Source organism: Pseudomonas protegens (assembly GCF_003363755.1).
In the GTDB taxonomy this organism is placed as follows: domain Bacteria; phylum Pseudomonadota; class Gammaproteobacteria; order Pseudomonadales; family Pseudomonadaceae; genus Aquipseudomonas; species Aquipseudomonas danubii.
This window is the reverse complement of sequence record NZ_CP031396.1, coordinates 1,000,459-1,016,510: the sequence shown is the minus strand read 5'-3', so window position 1 is coordinate 1,016,510 and position 16,052 is coordinate 1,000,459. Positions and strand designations below refer to the sequence as shown.

Genomic DNA, 16,052 nt, shown 5'->3' with positions numbered 1-16,052 from the left:
TCTCCAATACAGCGCACGCAGGCAACCGCCCGACAAATAATCGATGTCAGTGATTGTTTAACTGCACAGGCTAAATGCGGTTTTGTGGTGACGCCGTTTAAGTTCGGATCTGTTTGGGGCAACGGAGTCACTTATAGGGCCCGTTTCATGGGCCACGAATAAAGCCTATTCGGCGCTTGTATGGGCTGTCTAATCGCAATTAATGACTGGCTGATCGAAAGCCTCTATCAAGAATTAAAAGCCATGATAATCAATGAGTTGAGTTGAATTCTTGTTGCTGATTGTGGACGGTTTTTTCGTTGATAGAGTGCGTTGATCAATCAGTTGTAAATAGCGATTGGACGCAACTTTTAATCGCTCTTAGTCTTGCCGACAACAACTCCTTAACGGTCGTTTTTGGCCGCGAATTACAACTAAGACCTATAGGTCGCAAGCGTCGACAGAGGCTGTGATGTCAGATCAAGTATTGGTGGATGGCTTTGCTCGACGGGTCGACTATTTACGTATGTCGGTGACCGACCGTTGCGATTTTCGTTGCGTGTATTGCATGGCCGAGGACATGCAGTTCCTGCCGCGCCAACGCATCCTGACCCTGGAAGAGCTGTACCAGCTGGCGCAGCGTTTCGTCGCCCTGGGTACGCGCAAGATCCGCCTCACCGGTGGCGAGCCGCTGATCCGTCCCGGGGTGGTGCAACTGTGCGAGCGCATCGGGCAATTGCCGGGGCTGCGGGAGCTGTGCATGACCACCAATGGCTCGCAACTGGGCAAGCTGGCAGCGCCGCTGTTCGAGGCCGGGGTCAAGCGCCTGAACATCAGCCTCGACAGCCTGGACCCGACGCTGTTTCGTCAGCTGACCCGCACCGGTGACCTGTCCCAGGTCATCGCCGGCATCGACGCGGCGATTGCCGCGGGCTTCGAGCGCACCAAGCTCAACTGCGTGGTGATGAAAGGGCGCAACGACCGCGAGATCAACGAACTGGTGGCGTTCGCCATCGACCGCAGCCTGGACCTCTCGTTTATCGAGGAGATGCCCCTGGGCACCATCAGCGAGCACAGCCGCCGCGATGCATTCTTTTCCAGCGCCCAGGTCCGTGAGCGGATCGCCGAGCGCTACACCCTGATGGAGTCCGCCGAGTCGACCCAGGGGCCGTCGCGCTACTGGCGCCTGGCCGAGGCGCCGCAGATCCGCCTGGGCTTCATCTCGCCCCACAGCCACAACTTCTGCGGCACCTGCAACCGCGTACGGCTGACAGTGGAAGGGCGCTTGCTGCTGTGCCTGGGCAACGAACACTCGGTGGACCTCAAGGCCGTGCTGCGCGCCCACCCCGGTGACGCCGAGCGCCTGCAGCGGGCCATTGTCGAGGCGATGAAGCTCAAGCCCTATCGCCACCATTTCGAGCTCAACGATGAGCTCCAGGTGGTGCGTTTCATGAACATGACCGGCGGCTGAGCCGCCGCTCATTGCTCCCTTCTTATCGTGCAAAGGTTTCGCTCCGATGATCGTCAGATCCAAACCCAACCTGATCAGCGTGCTGATCTCCCTCAAGGGGTCGATCGCCAAGCGCATTGCTTTGCGCAGCCTGCTGGTGACCCTGCTGGCCTCGGCCATCGTGCTGATCGAAACCCTGCACCCGGCCTACTTTTCCAAGGTCAATGCCACGCCTTTCACCTTGCTCGGGCTGTCGCTGTCGATCTTCATGAGCTTTCGCAACAACGCCTGTTACGACCGCTGGTACGAAGGGCGCAAGGCCCTGGGCGCGGTGCTCACCGAGGTGCGCTCGCTAATCCGCGAAACCCAGGTGCTCGGCGATGCCCAGGCCCGCAGCAGCATCCTGCGGGACCTGTGCGGTTTCGCCCACGCCCTCAAGGCCCGGCTGCGCCAGGAAGACGAGCTCAGCGCGGCAGGCACCTGGCTCAGCCATTGGCCGGCGGCCCGGACGCCGAACCTGCCGGACAGCGTCCTGCGCCAGGTGTCGCGCCAGTGCTCGGCCCTGGCGACTTCGGGCGTGATCAGCGAGTGGCGCTACCTGCTGATCGCCAATCTGCTGTCCGGGATCACCGCCGCGCAAACCACCTGCGAGCGGATCAAGGGCACGCCGCTGCCGTTCCCCTACACCTTGCTGCTGCACCGCACCAGCTACATGTTCTGCATCCTCTTGCCCTTTGCCATGGCCGAGCCCCTGGGCTGGCTGACGCCGATCTTCACCGCCATCGTCAGTTACACCTTCTTTGGCCTGGACGCCATTGGCGACGAGCTGGAAGACCCCTTTGGCCACGACGAGAACGACCTGCCGATGGACGCCCTGGTGCGCACCCTCGAACGCGAGATTCTCGACGCCCTGGGGGCCACTGAACTGCCGCCGGCCCTGGTGCCGGTGGACTATGTCCTGAGCTGATCCACTGTCTTTATCCGAGGTTGCACATGAACGAACTCACTCACCTGGACGCCCAGGGCCGGGCCAGCATGGTGGATGTCACCTGCAAGGCCGTAACCGAGCGCGAAGCCCAGGCCCAGGCCTGGGTGCGCATGCTCCCGGCCACCCTGCAACTGATCCAGGACCAGGGGCACCCCAAGGGCGACGTGTTCGCCGTGGCGCGCATCGCCGGGATCATGGCGGCGAAGAAGACCCACGAACTGATCCCCCTGTGCCACCCGTTGCTGCTCAGCGGCATCCACGTCGAACTGCAAGCGCTGCCGCCAGACCGGGTGCAGATCACCACCTGCTGCCGACTCAATGGCGCCACCGGGGTCGAACTGGAAGCCATGACCGCCGCCAGCGTGGCGGCGCTGACGATCTACGACATGTGCAAGGCGGTGGACCGGGGCATGGTCATCGAGGGCCTGCAACTGCTGAAGAAGCAGGGCGGCAAATCAGGGCTGTTCATCGCTGGAGAAACGCAATGATTCTGGTCAATTACTTTGCCCGCTACCGCGAACAGCTGGGCAGCGGCGGCGAGAAACTGCCCCTGGACGCCGACCTGCACACCGTCGATGACGTGCGCCAGTTGCTGATGGCCCGGGGTGAAACCTGGGCCACGGTGCTGGGGGAAAGCAGCCTGATGTGCGCGCTGAACCAGGACCTGTGCAAGCTCGATGCGGTCATCGAGGACTTCGATGAAATCGCCTTCTTTCCTCAAGTGACCGGGGGCTGAGGCATGAGCATTCAGGTGCAGACCCAGGCCTTCAACCTTGATCAACTCAACGCCGGCCTGCAGGCCGGCGATAGCCGTGTCGGCGCGGTGGTGACCTTTGTCGGTTATGTGCGCGACCTCAACCTGGGGGAGGCGGTACAGAGCCTGTACCTGGAACACTACCCGGGCATGACCGAGCGCTCGCTGCAGGGCATCGTGCAACAGGCCCGGGAGCGTTGGCCGCTGAACCGGGTGAGCCTGGTGCATCGGGTGGGGTTGTTGCAGGTGGGCGAGCCCATCGTTTTTGTCGGCGTGGCCAGTGCCCAGCGGCAAGCCGCCTTCGAGGCCTGCGCCTTCATCATGGATTACCTCAAGACCCGCGCACCGTTCTGGAAGCGCGAAGTCACCCCCGGTGGCGAACGCTGGATCGACGGACGTGAGAGCGACCGGCAGGCTGCCGAACGTTGGGCTGCCGAACGTTGGGTTGCAGAACGTTGAGCAGCAGAACATTGAGCTGATGCCGGTGAGTGAGGTTTGAGGGAAGGTGGGGAACAACGCCGGATGCCTGTCTTCCGGCGTTGTGCATTTACACCGGGCTGTAGATCCGCGGGGCGTTGCGATGGGGCACGTGGATCAGGTTCAGGTGGTGCTTGTTGGCCCATTGCACGGTCAGTGCGGTGGGCGCCGACAGGCTGACCAGGGTGCCGAGGCGGGCGCGCACGGCTTTGTGGATCAGTTCCAGGCTGCAGCGGCTGGTGACCACGGTGAAGCCCTGGCGGCCATCGATCCCGGCGTTCAGCAGGGCGCCGATCAGCTTGTCCAGGGCGTTGTGGCGGCCGATGTCTTCCTGGCACAGGCGCACCTCGCCCTGTTCGTCGAAGTACAGCGCCGCGTGCAGGGCGCCGCTGCTGCGGGCCATGTGCTGGGCCTGTTCGATGCGCTCGCGCAGGCCCTGCAGGTGTTCGGCGGGGGGCAGGGGCGAAGGTTCGAGTATCTGCAATTGCGGCAGCGCCTGTTCCAGGGCCTCCACGCCGCATAACCCGCAGCCGCTGGTCCCGGCCATCTGCCGGCGATGGTCCTTGAGGGCCCAGAAGGCCCGGCTGGAAATCTGCACATCGGCCTGGCAGGCCTGGGGAAAGTGGCTGAGGCGGATGTCGTAGATTTCGCTGAGGTCACCGACGATGTCGTTGGTGATGCTGAAGCCGCGAATGAAGTCTTCCAGGTTGCCGGGGGACACCATCATCACCGCCTGGCTCAGGCCGTTGTAGGTGATCGCCAGGGCAATCTCGGCGGCCAGCGGCGCCTCGGCCAGCACCCCGTCGGGGCTGTACTCGCGATAGGCCACGCGCTGCGGCGCCGGCGCCGGCGCATTGGCTTCGGGTTGTTGCTGCGTTTGTTCGATCCGGCAAACCATGACCACACCTCGATACAGTCGATTCGCCCCGGGCCATGGGCGGCCCGGGGCATGCATTCAGTCTTTGAGCGCAAACAGCTTCCTGGCTTCGGCGAAGCACTTTTCGGCAATCGCCGAGCGCGGTTCGGTCTTGCGCATCACCAGGCCCAGGGGCGCCAGCACGCTGGCATCCGGCAGCTGGATGAAGGCCAGGTTGTCGATGGGCGAATCCAGGCCGCTGTCCAGGGGCATGATCGAGCAGCAGAAGCCCTCGTGGATCGCCTGGAACAGCTGGTAGGTGGAATCGCTTTCCAGGATCGGCGTCGGGTTCAGGCCGCGGCTGCGAAAGCTCAGGTCGATGGACTTGCGATAGTGCATGCCGGTGCTGAGCATGCCCAGGGGCAGCTCGGCGGCGTCTTCCCAGCTCATTTCGCTGCCTTCGAAATGAAAGTGCCGGGTGTCGTAGAGCAGGCCGACCCGGGTCTCGCCGATCTCGAAGAAGTCCAGGTAGTTGGGGTTGACGTGGTCCAGGTAGCAGACCCCGAGGTCCAGCTGGTTGTTGCCGATGTCCTCGATGATCCGGTCGGAGCTGGCGGACGACAGGCTGAACTTGAGCTCGGGAAAGCTCGCCGAGAGCTTCTGCACATAGCTGATGGGGTTGAAGCCGCTCAGCGGCACCAGGCCCAGGCGCAGGTTACCCACCAGTTGCCCGCGGCAGGCGGCGGCCTCGGCGAACAGCCCGTCGTGGGCCGCCAGCAGGGTCTTGGCCCAGGCCAGGACCCGCTCGCCGGCCTCGGTGAAGCCTTCGAAGCGCTGGCCGCGGGTCACCAGGATCAGGTCCAGCTCGTCCTCCAGGTTGCGCAGACGCATGGACAGGGTCGGCTGGGTAATGTGGCAGCGCGCGGCAGCCTGGCCGAAGTGCCGGGTCTGCTCCAGGGCGATCAGAAACTTGAGTTGCTTGATGTCCACAATGGCACCTGTGGTGAAGGGAATCGGAGTCAGTATTAACGCAGGTGTCCGGTTCGTGGAAAGACGTTCAGTCTTCCCGGGCCGAACCCTCGGGGCACACCGTCGGCGTTCAGGCCACGGGCCCGGGGTCTGTTTCAGACAGTAGTTCAGGGGTGTTGAAGTTGCTCAGCCGCGGATCGTCGGCGGCGCAAGGCAAAGGCTTCAGGCCATGGGCGGCGAGGGCCCGCAGCAGGCTGCGCTCGCCGCGCTCCCAGGCGGCGCGCAAGCGGGCTGCCAGGGCCGTGGGTATCAGGCTGAACATGGGTTGCCACTGTCCGTCCTGCTGCACCATCAACGGGCTGAGGGTGTCCGCCGGGCGGGCATCCAGCAGCGTCTGGATCAGCGCGCCGTCGATCCGCGGCGCGTCGCAGGCCAGTACCAGCAGCCAGGGGTGCCGGGCCACTGCCAGACCCGCCAGCACGCCGGCCATGGGGCCGGGAAAGTCTGCCTGCTCATCCGCCACCAGGCGATCGGCATAGGGCCGGTACTGCTCGGCGTTGCGGTTGCAGGAAATGATCAGGTCGTCGCTGAAGGGCCGCACCGTGGCCTGCACATGGGCAATCAAGGGCCGGCCCTGCCAGGTCACCAGGCCCTTGTCGCGACCGCCCATGCGCGAGCCGCGGCCACCGGCCAGCAGCAGGATCGAGCAGGGCGGGGAGAGGGTCGGGGCAGGGCGGGTCGGGGTCATGGTCTGGCGCATGTCAGGTGGGTGGCGCAAACGATGGCATTGTCCTTCGGGCACGTCCAATCGGAAGTGTTGAATGGACGATTGATGGGCTTTATCAACCGCCACACCAAACCGCGGTTGACGATAGAGCGCCTCGATAATCCGGTCAGTCAGAACGATTAGACAGCCGCGGTTTCGGGCCTTTAGCCTGCATCCATGATTTTTATCTTGCCGGTCGGAGAATGACATGAGCGTGAAGTCGGATGCGTTGTTTGTACCCTTGAACATAGCCGTGCTGACAGTCAGCGATACCCGGGAATACGCCACGGACACCTCCGGGCAACTGCTGGTCAGTCGCCTGCTGGAAGCCGGCCACACCCTGAGCGAACGCAACCTGCTCAAGGACGATCTGTACAAGATCCGCGCCCAGGTGGCGGCCTGGATCGCCGACGAGCGCATCCAGGTGGTGTTGATCACCGGCGGCACCGGCTTCACCGGTCGCGACAGCACCCCCGAAGCCGTGAGTTGCCTGCTGGACAAGCACATCGACGGTTTCGGCGAGCTGTTTCGCGCCATCTCGATCCTCGATATCGGCACCTCCACGGTACAGAGCCGGGCCCTGGCCGGGCTGGCCAATGGCACCCTGGTGTGTTGCCTGCCGGGCTCCACCGGGGCCTGCCGCACCGCCTGGGAAGGCATCCTCGCCGAGCAACTGGATGCCCGCCATCGGCCGTGCAATTTCGTGCCGCACCTCAAGCCGGTGCAGGCCTGCGAGTCTCGAGGATGATCCAGGGCCACTTGATGCCGCTGGAAGAAGCACTGGCCAGCCTGCTGGCCATGGCCGATACCCAACGTCTGACGCAAAGCGAAACCCTGGCCCTGGACCATGCCCGGCAACGGGTGCTGGCCACTGACCTGGTGGCGACCCTGGGCCTGCCGCCCTGGGCCAACAGCGCCATGGACGGCTATGCCCTCAACCTGCAGCACTGGGACGGCCAGCCACTGGCGGTGTCACAGACGATCTTTGCCGGTCAGCCTGGCGACCCCTTGCAGCCGGGCACCTGTGCGCGGATCTTCACCGGCGCCCCGGTGCCTGCCGGCGCTGACTGCGTGGAGATGCAGGAGAACGTCGAGTTGCTGGAGGATGGCCGGGCGCGCTTCACCCAGGCGCTGAAGCCGGGACAGAACATCCGCCCTCAAGGCCAGGAGAACCGGGCTGGTGATGTGCTGTTGCAAGCCGGCAAGCGCCTGGGGCCTTTCGAACTGGCGGTGGCCGCCGCTCAGGGCTGCACCGAGCTGCAAGTGGTGCGCCGTCCGCGGGTGGCGTTGCTGTCCACCGGCGATGAGTTGCTGGAACCGGGCATGCCTATTCGCCCGGGTTGCATCTACAACAGCAACCGCACCTTGCTCCGCCACTGGCTCGACAGCCTGGGCTGCGAGGTCATCGACGCCGGGATTCTTCCCGACCAGCCACAGCAGACCCGGCTCAGGCTGGAACAGTTGCAGCATGGCGCGGACCTGATCCTGACCACTGGCGGGGTCTCGGCGGGGGATGCCGATTGCCTGGGCCAGGTGCTGAGGAACAACGGCCGACCGCTGTTCTGGAAGCTCGCCATCAAACCCGGAAAACCGCTGACGGTGGGCCACTTCGGCCAGGTGCCGGTGATCGGCCTGCCGGGCAATCCGGCCTCGGCCCTGGTGACCTTCGGCCTGCTGGCCCGGGCCTACCTGTTGCGGATTCAGGGAGTGGAGCAGGTTGCGCCCTTGAGTGTGCCGGTCAGCGTGGCCTTCAACTGGCCCAAGGCCGGCAGCCGCCGGGAATACCTGCGGGCGCGCCTGGAAAACGGCCGCGCCGTGCTCTACCCGAATCAGAGCTCGGGGGTATTGCTGGGAGCCTCCTGGGCCGATGGCCTGGTGGAGATCCTTGAAGGCCACACCCTGCAGGTGGGCGAGGCGGCGCGTTTCATTCCCTTTAGCGAGTTGTTTTAAATCTTCCAGTGCCGGGCGCTCTTGGCCAGTCGCTGGCGCATTTCGCCCAGGGTCGCGGCCAACTGCCGGGTGAGCAGCCGGTAACCGTCAAGGGGCGAATACACCGGCGCCTCCAGGGCCTTGTCGGCATGGCCTTCCAGGGGTTTGTCCAGGCGCTGGGTGCCCCCCGTTTGCAGGGCCCGGGCCATGCCGATCAACTGCACGCGGATCTGCCGGTGCTCGGCCTTGAGTGCCAGTTGCATCTGTGCCATGGCCTGCCGGTCGCTGGCATCGGGGCGGGTGTTGCCGAGGATCTCCAGGGTGCTGATGCACATCCGCAGATTGCGCTGGATGGCGTCCAGTTCGGTCATGGAAATCCGCACTTCCTTGGACACCGACGGCATCAGCGAACGCAGTTGCAGCATGGCGGCGTTGACCCGGCCCAGGAGCTTGAGGTGTTCGTCGTCGGTCACCGACTGGCCCTGGATGATCCGTCCGTACAACTGGGCGCAGTCGCGCAGGGCGCTGGCCAGGGTGTAGCGCCAGGAATACACCGCGTACAGCGGAATGGCGAAGGAAAACGCCAGGGCCAGGGCAATGCCGATGAGGATGTCCACCGCGCGCCACAGGCCGTCGCTGATCTGGTTGTCGCCATGGCCGGCGACGATGAACACGGTGATCGCCGCCAGCAGCGCGATATACCCGCCCTTGCCGATGGCGTGGTAGGAAAAGTAGCCGCACACCGCCGACATGCCCAGGTAGGTCAGCCAGGGATGGCCGAAGTACGCCTGCTGCACCACCAGCACCAGGCCGACCCCGGCGCCCACCAGGGTGCCGATGGCCCGCTCGGCGGCCTTCTTGCCGATGTTGCCGTGGTGCTGCAGGCCGCCGATCACCACCAGCATGGTCACCGACGCCCACTCGCCGTGGGGCAGGTTGAGGCCGGTGGTCAGGAGAATGGTGGCGATCAGGCCGAGGGCGACCCGCACCGCGTGGATCAGGCGGGCGTGACGGTAGCGCCGGTACGGGTCCAGCAGGGGACGCAGCAGGCGCTGCAGCAAGGGCGGCAGGTGGATGCCCCGCAGGTGTTTGAACGGGCCCAGACCGGTTTCTCCAATAGCTAATGAGTGGCTGAATCAGTAGCCGCGACTCGCCGCGTGGCGAGCCCCGGCCAGGCGCTTTTAGAAAATGTAGTCGGTGGTCAGGAAGCTGGAGTCGCGGTTGCGGATGATGTCACTGATCAGCTCCTTGTTGCGCTCCTGGAACTTGGTCGCCACCAGGGTGCGGATCGAGAAGGTGCGCAACGCATCATGCACCGACAGCGTGCCCTCGGCGGAGTTCTTGCGGCCGTTGAAGGGGAAGGTGTCCGGGCCGCGCTGGCACTGGGCGTTGATGTTGATCCGCCCGACCTGGTTGGCGAAGGTGTCCACCAGCCGGCCGATCACCGCCGGGTCGCTGCCGAACAGGCTCAGTTGCTGGCCGAAGTCCGACTCCAGGACGTAGTCGATCACCGTGTCCAGGTCGCGGTAGGGCACGATGGGCACCACCGGGCCGAACTGTTCCTCGTGGTAGACGCGCATCTGCGGGTTCACCGGGTACAGCACCGCCGGGTAGAAGAACGACGCCCGCGACTCGCCGCCATGGGGGTTCACCACCTGGGCGCCGTGGGCCTGGGCATCGGCTACCAGGGCGTGCAGGTAATCGACCTTGGTGTTTTCCGGCAGTGGCGTCAGGGCCACGCCCGGCTCCCAGGGCATGCCCGGCTTGAGGCCTTGCAGCTTGGCGTTGAACTGCTGGATAAAGCGCTCCACCACGCTTTCATGGACGAACAGGATCTTCAGCGCGGTGCAGCGCTGGCCGTTGAACGACAGCGCGCCGGTAACGGCCTCGCTGACCGCGTTGTCCAGGTCGGCATCGGGCAGCACGATTCCCGGGTTCTTCGCGTCCAGGCCCAGGGCCGCGCGCAGGCGGTGCGGCTTGGGGTGGAGTTTCTTCAGGTCGCTGGCGGCCTTGTTGGTGCCGATGAAGGCGAAGATGTCGATCTTGCCGCTGGCCATCAGCGCGCTGACGGTCTCGCGGCCGCTGCCGTAGATGACGTTGATCACCCCGGCCGGGAAGCTGTCGCGGAAGGCTTCGAGCAGCGGGCGGATCAGCAGCACGCCGAGCTTGGCCGGCTTGAACACCACGGTGTTGCCCATGATCAGCGCCGGGATCAGGGTGGTGAAGGTTTCGTTCAGCGGGTAGTTGTAGGGGCCCATGCACAGGGCCACGCCCAGGGGCACGCGGCGGATCTGGCCGAGGGTGTCCTGCTCCAGTTCGAAGCGGCTGGAGCGCCGGTCCAGTTCCTTGAGCGCGCCGATGGTGTCGACGATGTAGTCGCAGGTGCGGTCGAACTCTTTCTCCGAGTCCTTGAGGTTCTTGCCGATTTCCCACATCAGCAACTTGACCACTGCTGTGCGCTGTTCGCGCATGCGCGCCAGGAAAGCTTCCACGTGCTGGATGCGCTCAGCCACGCGCATCGTTGGCCAGGCGCCCTGGCCGCGGTCGTAGGCGCGCACGGCGGCGTCCAGGGCGGTGAGGGCGGTATCAGCGTCCAGCAGCGGCGTGCTGCCGAGAATCACTTGCTGGTCGCCGTCGGCGCCGCTCAAGTAGATCGGGCTGCGGACCTGGGCCAGGGGGCCGTTCCAGGTGCGCAGCTCACCGTCTACCAGGTAGTCGCGCTGCTCCACCGGATCGGGCAGGCGATAGGCTTCGGGGATGTCGGCGGCAGCAGGAAACAGGTTGTTGAGGACATTGGCTGTGGTCATGACTCTACCCCGTGTTGGAAATGGCTCCGGCGCGGATGACAGTGGCGCCATCGCTCCAAGGTTTATACGCCTGAATGGCCTGCGGCTTTAGCGCTTTGTGCAGTTGGCACACCCGCGGTCATGGTTCGAGGTTAAACGTTTCAGCTGTTGCCCAGCAACTGCCGGATCAGGGTTGGGGTGCTGCCGGTCCAGCGCTTGAAGGAGCGGCGGAAGTTGGCCGGGTCATTGAAGTTCAGGTACTCGGCCACTGCCTCGTTGCTCCAGCCCCTGATCTGGTACAGGTACAGCGCCACCTGCTTGCGCACCCGGTCCACCTGCTGCTGGTAGCCGCTGTGGTGCTTGCTCAGCTTGCGCTTGAGGGTCGCCGGGCTCATGGCGAAGGCCTGGGCGGTCTGTTCCAGGCTCGGCGCATGCCGCACGTTGGCTTGCAGGTAGCGGTCCAGGGCATCGAGAAAACTCCCGGAAAAACCCAGCTGGCGCAGGTGTTCGTCGGCTTCCAGGCGCGCCACCTGGCCGGCGGTGGCCGAGGCCCCGGGCCAGGGCCGGGTCAGGTATTGCCGGGGGATGCGCATCAGGTCCAGGGGCCGCCGGAACTGGGTCTGTTCCCCCAGGTGCACCCAGTACTGCTCGACGTAGCGCGGCTCGGCATGGCTGAAGCTGCATTCCCAGGGCAGGCGCTGGCCGCTGAGCCACTGACTCATGGCCACCAGCGAAGTCATGCTGGCTTCCAGCAGGAAGCGCCCGTGCTCGCCGGCGCCGCAGCTGTCCAGCCAGTAGCAATAGGCATGCTGCTCATCCAGCACCAGGCGTAGGCTCAGCAGGGGGCTGAGCAGGGCCTGCTGCTGCACCAGGGTGTCCAGGGCCTGATGCAGGTTCTGGGCATGGCGCAAGGCATGGCTGGCGGCGCCGTAGTGCCCGGGCAGCAGGCGCTGGCCAAACAGGAAACTGCTGTCGTCGGCGTCCAGCAGGCGCCGGCTGTTGCCGATCAGCGCCAGGAACTGCTGCGGGCTGAGACGGGTCTGTCCGGCCAGGATGTCCTCGTGGAACAGCCCGGTGCCGCGCAGCAGGCGATGGCTGTCGATGTCCCGCGACAGCGCCAGGTCGATCAGCGCCGCCGGTTGATAGTGCCCGGGGATGAAGCGGGTATCGGCTTCGTACCAGTGGGTCTTCACGGTCATGACGGCGCCTCAGGCGGTTTTCGCCAGGGGCTGCTTGGCCCGGGCCAGGGCCAGGTTGAGGCGTTTGAGCAGGACCTCCGGGGTCTCCTCCAGGGCCATCACCACCGCGGTGCTGGCCGCCAGGTGCAGGCGCTCGCCGTGTTGCCGGGTCTTGTGCGCCAGGCCCTGCACCGCCTGTTGCAGTTCCAGGGCCAGCAGTCGGGCCTGGCTCTCGCCGGTGTTGGGCAAGAGCACCACGAAGCGGTCGCCGGCCAGTCGGCACAGCAGGTCCTGGCGCCGCAGGTTGAGCAGCAGCACATGGCTCAGGGCCTGCAGCACCGCATCCCCTTCGGCGTGGCCGTAGTCCTGGTTGATCGCGGCGAAATGATCCAGGTCCAGGGCCAGCAACGACAACGGCTGCTGCTGGCGGCGACTGTCCTCCAGGCTGGCGGCCAGCTCGCGCTTGAGGTAGTCGGCGCCGGCCAGGGGCGTGAGCTTGTCGAACTGCCGGTGCTCGCGAAACAGCCGTTCCTTCTTTTCCATCTGCGCGCTGATGGCCAGCTGTTCGCGGTGCCAGTGGTAGATGCCGATGGTCAGCAGGATCATGCCGATGGGCATCGGCCCGGACTCCAGCCAGTGGTCCCAGGTGATGCTGGCGGGCAGGCGGATGAACTCGTCGAGGCTGTCGATCCACCAGGAAAAGAAAATGCAGCTCAGGCCCAGGGCCAGGTAGTTGGTGACCCGGCCGGCGGGGCGGCTCTTGAGCACCAGTGCGAGCCAGACCAGGGCCAGCAGTGCCGAGCCGCCTTCGCCGATGATGTCCAGCCATTGCCACTCGCTGACTGATTTCAGGCTGCCGCAAGCCAGGTGCAGCAACAGCCCGGCATTGGCCGCCAGCAACAGCGCGGCGAGTTTCCAGCGGTGGGGTTTGAGCACGCAGAACATGGCCGCGATCCTTTTTGCCAGGAGTGAGAGGGCGCCAGCACAGCAGATGTTTGTGACGGTGTGGTGACAGCGGAAAAAACCGTCGAGGGGTCGAATCAGCTCAGGGTTCAGGCGTTTTTTTTTGCTGGATGGGGTCGCCTCGAGGGCCTCTTCGCGGGCAAGCCCGCTCCTACGGGGCGTCGGGGGCGCCACGGATGTGTAGGAGCCGGCTTGCCGGCAATGGGGCCCGCAAGACCTGCGCCCGACGGGTGATGGCTTTTGCCGGCAAGCCCGCTCCCGCAGGGGTCAATTCAGCTCATTTGCCGGGGCGAAACCCGGGGAAACGGCTGTTTTGGCGACCTGCCGACCAGGCCTGTCACAGAACCGTCATTCGCCAACCCTAGCGTGCCCTCCCAGTTGCCGGGCCCCTTGCCCGGCGTTGGCGGACTCTTGGGGAGGAACCTCATGTACAAGCGCAGCAGTCCCGGGCTGGTCAGCTTTACCTTGACCGCGCTGGCCATGGCCATCGCCAGTGAACGCTTGAGCGCCGCCGAAACGGCCGCCACCGAGCACGTCCAAGTGGTGGGCCAGGCGGCCAGCATCGATCAGGCGCTCAAGGAACAACGGCGTTCGGACAGCATCCAGAGCGTGGTACACGCCGACGGCGTGGCCCAGTTGCCGGACCAGAACGCCGCCGAAGCGGCGCAGCGCCTGCCGGGCATCAGCATCGAGCGCGACCAGGGCGAAGGGCGCTTTGTCAGCGTCCGCGGCCTGGGCCCGGACCTCAACAGCGTGACCATCAACGGCACCCTGGTGCCGTCCCCGGAAAGCGCGCGCCGCGCCGTGGCCCTGGATGTGCTGCCCTCGGAGCTGGTGCAGTCGCTGTCGGTGATCAAGACCCTGACCCCGGACATGGACGCCAACTCCCTGGGCGGCACCGTGGACGTGAAAAGCCTCTCGGCCTTCGACCACAAGGGCCTGTTCTACAGCGGCAGCAGCGAGGCCAGCTACGACCAGAACACCCGCCAGACCAGCCCGAAATTCTCCGGCGCGGCGAGCAACCGCTTCAGCCTCGGCGACGGCATCGACAACTTCGGCGTGGCCGCGGCCCTGAGCTGGCAGAAGCGCGATTTCGGCTCCGACAACGTCGAGACCGGCGGCGCCTGGGACTTCGAGCGCGGCGCCAGGCTGCAGGAGTTCGAGCAGCGCGACTACGCCATCAGCCGCGAGCGGGCCGGCGGCGGCCTGAACTTCGACTACAAGCCCGACGACAGCAGCAGCTACTACCTGCGCACCCTCTACAGCCGCTACAAGGACAGCGAGACGCGCAACTCCACCAGCATCGAGTTCGCCGACCCGCTGGCGGTTGGGGAGCGCGGCGACGCCGAGGCCAAGCGCAAGCTCAAGCAGCGCGAGGAAACCCAGGAGATCCAGTCCTACGTGTTCGGCGGCGAGCGCCAGTTGGGCCTGTGGACCCTCAGCGGCCAGACCGGCTACAGCCGCTCCAGCGAAGACAGCCCGGCGCATATCGCCGGGGCCACCTTCAAGGGCAACAGCGACTTTTCCGACAGCGGCTTCTACGACAACGGCAAGCCGCGCCCGGTGATCGGCTCAGGCTTCTTTGACGCGGCCAACTTCACCCTGGACAAGGTCGACTGGGAAAAGCAGAACACCACCGACACCGAGAAGAACCTGCGCCTGGACCTGGCCCGGGACTATGACCTCAGTGGCTACGCCGCGCAGTTCAAGTTCGGTGGCAAAGTCAGCCGGCGCAACAAGGACAACGACCTGGAAGCCTGGGTCTACAAGGACTTCGACACCCTGGGCTTCACCGACCAGCAGCTCAACCTCGGGCAGTTCCAGAAGGGCCGCGTGGACTATTCCCTGGGCCGCTTCGGCCCGGGCATCAGCGGCAGCGCCATCAAGCAACTGATCGGTGGCCTGAATCCGGCGGCCTTCTACGACGAAGAAGAATCCCGGGTCAACGACTTCAAGATCCGCGAAGACATCAACGCCGGCTACTTCATGAACACCCTGGACATCGACGACTGGCGCTTCATTGCCGGCCTGCGCTACGAGGGCACCGAGTTCGAGGCCAAGGGCACCGGGGTCACCGACGGCGCCTTCACCGCCACCGACACCAAGCGCCGCTACCAGCACTGGCTGCCCGGGCTGCACGCGCGCTACCAGCTGGACAAGAACACCCAGCTGCGCGCGGCCTGGACCAAGAGCGTGGTGCGCCCGACCTTCGGTCAGCTGGCCCCGGGCTTTGTCATCGACGGCGACGAGGCGACCTTCGGCAACCCGGACCTCAAGCCCCTGGAGTCGAGCAACCTGGACCTGGGCATCGAGCACTACATGGGCCGCGCCGGCAGCGTCTCGGCCTTCGTGTTCTACAAGGACATCCAGAACTTCGTCTACAACACCGACCTGGCCGGCACCGGCGCCTGGAGCGGGTTCTCCGAGGCGCACACCTTCGCCAACGGCGACAGCGCCAAGCTGTATGGCCTGGAGCTGGCCTACTCGCAGAAGTTCGACTGGCTGCCGGCGCCGTGGAACGGCCTGCTGCTGGGCGCCAACAGCACCTTCAGCCGCTCCAGCGCGAGCATCGAAGGCTTCGACCAGAAGGCCGGGGTCAACCGCAAGCGCGACATCGACCTGCCCAACCAGTCGGACACCGTGGGCAACCTGATGCTCGGTTGGGAAGACGACAAGCTCAGTCTGCGCCTGTCGGCCAACTACAAGTCGGCCTACCTCTATGAGCTGGCCTCGATCGGCGACAAGGCCCACGACCTGCACGTGGACGCCCAGACCTTCGTCGATTTCAGCGCCAAGTATTCCCTGAGCAAGAACCTGCAACTGAGCTTCGAGGCGCAGAACCTCACCGACCAGCCGTACTTCGTCTACACCGGCAACCGCTCCTACAACGCCCAGTACGAGGAATACGGCCCGACCTACAAGCTCGGCCTGACCTTCACCCATTTCTAAGTACCGGG

The 16,052-nt window shown here is 65.2% G+C and carries 15 protein-coding genes; 8 read left to right on the top strand and 7 right to left on the bottom strand.

The features are described 5' to 3' along the window. Positions 1 to 451 precede the first annotated feature (451 nt). From moaA to moaE, 5 genes are read left to right on the top strand one after another with little or no spacing between them, the layout of a single operon-like run. On the top strand, positions 452 to 1,450 hold the full coding sequence (gene moaA / locus DWF74_RS04215) for a GTP 3',8-cyclase MoaA (protein WP_102864821.1): 999 nt from the start codon (positions 452 to 454) through the stop codon (positions 1,448 to 1,450). 46 nt (positions 1,451 to 1,496) lie between these two features. After that, a complete protein-coding gene (locus tag DWF74_RS04210; protein ID WP_115580426.1) occupies positions 1,497 to 2,396 on the top strand; it encodes a bestrophin family protein in 900 nt (299 codons plus the stop codon). A 26-nt stretch (positions 2,397 to 2,422) separates the two neighbouring features. Continuing rightward, positions 2,423 to 2,905 carry a cyclic pyranopterin monophosphate synthase MoaC gene (gene moaC, locus DWF74_RS04205; RefSeq protein WP_115580425.1) on the top strand — a complete coding sequence of 161 codons (483 nt, stop codon included), beginning with the start codon at positions 2,423 to 2,425 and terminating at the stop codon, positions 2,903 to 2,905. Then, entirely contained in the window at positions 2,902 to 3,153 is a 252-nt protein-coding gene (locus DWF74_RS04200; protein WP_102864824.1) for a MoaD/ThiS family protein, read from the top strand. Before moaC ends, DWF74_RS04200 begins: the two co-directional genes overlap by 4 nt. A gap of 3 nt (positions 3,154 to 3,156) precedes the next feature. Beyond that, complete coding sequence (gene moaE, locus DWF74_RS04195) at positions 3,157 to 3,630, top strand: molybdopterin synthase catalytic subunit MoaE (RefSeq protein WP_115580424.1); 474 nt, start codon at positions 3,157 to 3,159, stop codon at positions 3,628 to 3,630. Between the two features lie 88 nt (positions 3,631 to 3,718). Here moaE and fdhD read toward each other — a convergent pair whose 3' ends face one another. The 3 genes from fdhD to mobA form a co-directional block, all read right to left on the bottom strand. Further along, positions 3,719 to 4,546 (bottom strand): formate dehydrogenase accessory sulfurtransferase FdhD, encoded by an 828-nt coding sequence (gene fdhD / locus DWF74_RS04190; protein WP_115580423.1) that lies wholly within the window; start codon positions 4,544 to 4,546, stop codon positions 3,719 to 3,721. 57 nt (positions 4,547 to 4,603) lie between these two features. Then, positions 4,604 to 5,494, bottom strand: a complete 891-nt coding sequence (locus tag DWF74_RS04185; protein WP_060840021.1) for a LysR family transcriptional regulator — start codon at positions 5,492 to 5,494, stop codon at positions 4,604 to 4,606. Between the two features lie 109 nt (positions 5,495 to 5,603). After that, the gene (gene mobA / locus DWF74_RS04180; RefSeq protein ID WP_205413500.1) at positions 5,604 to 6,221 is read right to left on the bottom strand and encodes a molybdenum cofactor guanylyltransferase MobA; all 618 of its coding nucleotides are present in this window, start codon (positions 6,219 to 6,221) and stop codon (positions 5,604 to 5,606) included. A 226-nt stretch (positions 6,222 to 6,447) separates the two neighbouring features. On the opposite strand from mobA, the gene moaB reads away from it, so the two are divergent. Further along, positions 6,448 to 6,987 carry a molybdenum cofactor biosynthesis protein B gene (gene moaB / locus DWF74_RS04175; protein ID WP_060840020.1) on the top strand — a complete coding sequence of 180 codons (540 nt, stop codon included), beginning with the start codon at positions 6,448 to 6,450 and terminating at the stop codon, positions 6,985 to 6,987. Next, positions 6,984 to 8,189, top strand: a complete 1,206-nt coding sequence (locus DWF74_RS04170) for a molybdopterin molybdotransferase MoeA (protein ID WP_115580421.1) — start codon at positions 6,984 to 6,986, stop codon at positions 8,187 to 8,189. Before moaB ends, DWF74_RS04170 begins: the two co-directional genes overlap by 4 nt. Here DWF74_RS04170 and DWF74_RS04165 read toward each other — a convergent pair. From DWF74_RS04165 to DWF74_RS04150, 4 genes are all read right to left on the bottom strand, one after another. After that, entirely contained in the window at positions 8,186 to 9,226 is a 1,041-nt protein-coding gene (locus tag DWF74_RS04165; RefSeq protein WP_162884149.1) for an FUSC family protein, read from the bottom strand. The two genes, DWF74_RS04170 and DWF74_RS04165, sit on opposite strands and share 4 nt — an antisense overlap. A gap of 123 nt (positions 9,227 to 9,349) precedes the next feature. Further along, positions 9,350 to 10,975, bottom strand: a complete 1,626-nt coding sequence (locus DWF74_RS04160; RefSeq protein ID WP_115580419.1) for an NADP-dependent glyceraldehyde-3-phosphate dehydrogenase — start codon at positions 10,973 to 10,975, stop codon at positions 9,350 to 9,352. 140 nt (positions 10,976 to 11,115) lie between these two features. After that, the gene (locus tag DWF74_RS04155; protein ID WP_115580418.1) at positions 11,116 to 12,153 is read right to left on the bottom strand and encodes an AraC family transcriptional regulator; all 1,038 of its coding nucleotides are present in this window, start codon (positions 12,151 to 12,153) and stop codon (positions 11,116 to 11,118) included. Between the two features lie 9 nt (positions 12,154 to 12,162). Further along, a complete protein-coding gene (locus DWF74_RS04150; protein WP_102864833.1) occupies positions 12,163 to 13,077 on the bottom strand; it encodes a GGDEF domain-containing protein in 915 nt (304 codons plus the stop codon). Between the two features lie 444 nt (positions 13,078 to 13,521). Between DWF74_RS04150 and DWF74_RS04145 the strand changes: the two genes are divergently transcribed. After that, complete coding sequence (locus DWF74_RS04145) at positions 13,522 to 16,044, top strand: TonB-dependent receptor (protein WP_115580417.1); 2,523 nt, start codon at positions 13,522 to 13,524, stop codon at positions 16,042 to 16,044. Positions 16,045 to 16,052: the final 8 nt, after the last annotated feature.